Raw genomic sequence first — 3,985 nt, forward strand, 5'->3', positions numbered from 1 at the left:
GCGCGGGCCGGTCAGAAACATTACCTTCTTCGGCGCGGTGCCCTGATCGCCGATCTTCTTGCCGTTCACTTCGCCGCGTGTCAGCACCGGTGTGATCTTGTCGGCGAGCTTGATGCGTTTCGCGTCCATGCCCGCGAGCGTGCCGGCCGGAATCAGTTTCTTCAGCGCGAAATATTCGGTGTCGACAATGTCGAACGAGTTGGGCTGCGTAATGATGCGCTTGGCCACATCGTCAGTGGTGACCGGCACGTATTGAATGTCGATGCCCGTGTCTTCCTTGAATTTCTTTGCGATGTCGGCGCTCTGATTCACCGCCGTGCCGAGGTAGCGCAACGTGATCTTCTCCTGCGCATGCACGTACGGAAACCCGGCAATGCCGGCCGCCGCCACGGCGCCCTTGATGAACGTGCGGCGCGACAGGCCTTTTTCCTTCAGATCGGATGCGGCCGCTGCCGGGCTCTCGTTCACTTCGCTCATTGTTTGCTCCTCAGTTGACGGTCGTTTGACGTTCGTTTGATATTCGCTTGATGGTCGAGCAACGCCTGTTAGTCGGTCAGTTCGCGCTCAATTCGCGTTCAATTCGCGCTTTTCGTTCAGACGTACTCTTCGCTGCCCTGTCACGCCATGCCGCACACCCGCTCACGCTGCCAGCGGATGCGCGTCCTGCTCGTTCCACCAGACCACGACGCGCGCGTCGGGGCCAAGCTGCGCCGGGTCGTAGTCGCCGTCGCTCACGAGCGAGATCATTTCAGGCGAGCCATCGAGTGGATCGAGCGTCATGCGCAAGTGGGTGCCCTGATACTCCGCTTCGCGTACCGTGCAGGGCACGCCGCCGATCCGGGTCAGGCCGCGCTCGCCGACGGCCGTCTGGACGGGCGTGACGCCGTGCGGCACCACGCGCAGATGATCGGCGCGCACGGTAAACGAGCGGCCATTCGTGTTGAAAACGTTGTGACCGCCAAGAAAACGCGCGACGAATTCAGTACGCGGACGGTTGAAGACTTCGTGCGGCGTGCCGCTTTGTTCTATCCGCCCGTGGCTCATCACGACCACCAGATCGGCAAGCGCCATCGCTTCTTCCTGCGAGTGCGTGACGTGCACGAACGTGATGCCGAGTTCTTTCTGCCAGCGCTTCAGTTCCGCACGCATTTGCACACGCAGGAAGGGGTCGAGCGCGGACAGCGGTTCGTCGAGCAGTAGACAGCCAGGTTGATTCAGCAACGCGCGCGCGAGCGCCACACGTTGCTGTTGACCGCCGGACAGTTGCGCCGGTTTGCGTTCGGCATACGCGGACATCGCGACCAGTTCCAGCAGCTCGCCGGCTCGCTTGCGGCGCACATCCTTCGCTATGCCGCGCATTTTCAGACTGAACGCGACGTTATCGAGCGCGCTCAGATGCGGGAACAGTGCGTAGTTCTGAAACACCATCGCCGTGCCGCGGGCCGCGGGTTCCGCGCGCGTGACGTTGCGCCCGGCGATCAGAATGTCACCTTCGGTAACCGATTCATGTCCGGCGATCATGCGCAAGGTCGAGGTCTTGCCGCATCCCGACGGCCCAAGCAGGCAGCAATACTGACCACCGGCAATGCGCAGGTCGATGGCGTCGACGGCAAGCGAGTCGCCGTAGTGCTTCGACACGTGCACCAGTTCGATATCGGCGGCCGTAGTTTGGAGCACCGTTGAAGCAGGCTGAATCGTCAAGTGGATGTCCTCGTGAACGGCGAAAAGCGGGCGCACCCAAACCACATACGGCGCCTATGCGAAACCATCCAAATGCAAGACATGTGCCATTGCATCGCATCGTTACGCCTGGCAATTGCAAACGCGCCGGTGTGCTTAACGTCGACGAGTTGGCTCACATATTGCAAACGATCCACAACGTCGATCGTCAGCGATCAAAGAGCATTATTTGCGCGATCGCGGTGCGTCTTCGATCCGTCCCGGGGCATGATCCGGCCAACTCGGGTCATTCGGGGCGCCACGCGGCGCTTTTTCGTTACTCACCGCTTCTTTACATGAACGACACACGGAACCTCGCCGCAGCAGAGAATCGCGCCCGTCAACCGATCGCAACCCATGGCCGTTTTGGGTATCGCCCGATCACGGACAGCGACGCGTTCCGCTGGCCTGGCGGTAGCGGGCTCGCGGTCTATCTTGGCTTCAACATCGAGCACTTTGCGTTCGGCGAGGGACTCGGCGCCGCGCTCGGCCCGATCTCGCCGCAGCCGGATGTGCTGAACCATAGCTGGCGCGAGTACGGCAACCGCGTGGGCGCGTGGCGCTGCATCGAACTGTTCGACCAGCTGGATATGCCGGCGGGCACGCTGATCAACACGGCGCTCTACGATCATTGCCCGGAGCTGATCGCGGCCTGCGTGGCGCGTGGCGACGAACTGATCGGCCACGGGCACACCAATGCGCATCGGCAAAGTGACCTCGACGAAAACGGTGAACGTGAGCTGCTTCTGCATTGCCGCGAACGTATCGCCGAAGCCTCCGGCACGCCGCCGCAGGGCTGGCTCTCGCCATGGATCTCCGAATCGCACCTTACGCCCGATCTGCTGGCTGAGACCGGTTATCGTTACACGTTGAACTGGTGTCACGACGATCGTCCGGTGCGCATGGCCACACGTGGCGGGCCGCTGTGGTCGATTCCGTACCCGCAGGAACTCAACGATCTGCCGATGATGGTGGGCCGTCATATGGACGGCCGCGCGTTTGCCGACATGATCGTCGATCAGTTCGACGAGATGCTCGAACAGGCCAATCGCGGCCCGCAACCGCAGGCGCTCGTGATGGGTATCGCGCTGCATCCTTATCTGGTGGGCCAGCCATACCGGCTGCGGCATTTGCGCCGCGCGCTCGCGCAGATCGCCGCGGCGCGGGCGAAGGGCGATATATGGATGACGACGCCAGGCGCAATCGCCCGTCACATGGACGAACTGGAGCGCGACGGCGTGCTGCGCCCGGCGCTCGCATGAGCATGAAGCCGAAAGCCGGCGTCGCCACGGTCAGAAAAACGCCGAAGGAAGAGGCGGACGTCGACGCGCGCCTCTATCAGTCGATCTTCGACGGCGTGCTGAACCACCGTTTGACGCCCGGCATGAAGCTGCCGGAGCCCGAGTTGTGCCAGCTGTTCGGCGTGGGTCGCGCGGTCGTGCGGCGGGTGCTGGAAAAGCTCGCCTACGAGGGCATCGTCGTGCTGCGGCCGAACAAAGGCGCGGTGATTGCCGAGCCGACGCCGGCGGAAACGCGCGAGATCTTCGAAGCCCGGCGTTCCGTCGAACACGTGCTGGTCGAATTGGCCGTTGAGCGTGCGAGTGCGAAGGACATCCTGGCTTTGCGCCAGCAGTTGGCGAGCGAGCACGAAGCGATGCATCGCTTCGACCAGCCTTCGTGGGCCACGCTCGCCAGTAGTTTTCATATGCGCATCGCCGGGCTCGCGGGCAACTCCATTCTGCAAAACTATCTGAAGGAACTGGTTTCGCGCTGCTCGCTCATTGTCGGCGTGTATGAACCGCCGGGGCATGCGCCGTGCGAGCACGCGGAGCATGCGGCGATTGTCGATTGCATCGAGGCACGCGATGCCGCGCGCGCAATGGCCCATATGGAAGCGCATCTTCGCGATATCGAGGAGCGCATCGAAACGTCGCGGATGCGCGGCGAGAAAAGCCTCGGCCAGTTGCTCGGCATCACCGGCTACGCCACTCAGACCTAGGCCTTCACACATGGAAATCGACTTCGACGCAATCACCGAATACCAGCGCTACAAGCTGATGGCGAGCCTGATCGTGCCGCGCCCGATCGCGCTCGTCACCACGCTCGGTGCGGACGGCACGATCAATGCAGCGCCGTTTTCGATGTTCAACATGCTAGGAGAAGAACCGCCGATCGTCATGATCAGTTTCTATCGCTTCGGAGACGGAACGCTCAAGGACACAGCGGTGAACATCGCGGGAACCGGTGAATTTGTCGTGCATCTCGC

The 3,985-nt window shown here is 62.3% G+C and carries 5 protein-coding genes; 3 read left to right on the forward strand and 2 right to left on the reverse strand.

Annotation, left to right across the window (positions count from 1 at the left end):
* On the reverse strand, positions 1 to 477 hold a 477-nt coding region (locus QOC89_RS03250; protein WP_323043706.1), incomplete at its 3' end, for a twin-arginine translocation signal domain-containing protein.
* Positions 478 to 639: 162 nt separating this feature from the next.
* A complete protein-coding gene (locus QOC89_RS03255; RefSeq protein WP_323043707.1) occupies positions 640 to 1,701 on the reverse strand; it encodes an ABC transporter ATP-binding protein in 1,062 nt (353 codons plus the stop codon).
* A gap of 314 nt (positions 1,702 to 2,015) precedes the next feature.
* Between QOC89_RS03255 and QOC89_RS03260 the strand changes: the two genes are divergently transcribed.
* The 3 genes from QOC89_RS03260 to QOC89_RS03270 all read left to right on the forward strand — a co-directional run.
* Positions 2,016 to 2,981, forward strand: coding sequence for a polysaccharide deacetylase family protein (locus QOC89_RS03260; protein WP_323043708.1), 966 nt, complete (start codon positions 2,016 to 2,018; stop codon positions 2,979 to 2,981).
* Between the two features lie 2 nt (positions 2,982 to 2,983).
* Positions 2,984 to 3,718: a GntR family transcriptional regulator gene (locus QOC89_RS03265; RefSeq protein ID WP_323043710.1), complete on the forward strand. Its 735-nt coding sequence runs from the start codon at positions 2,984 to 2,986 to the stop codon at positions 3,716 to 3,718.
* Positions 3,719 to 3,728: 10 nt separating this feature from the next.
* Positions 3,729 to 3,985: flavin reductase family protein (locus tag QOC89_RS03270; protein WP_323043709.1), on the forward strand; the 257-nt coding region annotated here is incomplete at its 3' end.

The organism is Paraburkholderia sp., assembly GCF_034668105.1.
Lineage (GTDB): Bacteria > Pseudomonadota > Gammaproteobacteria > Burkholderiales > Burkholderiaceae > Paraburkholderia.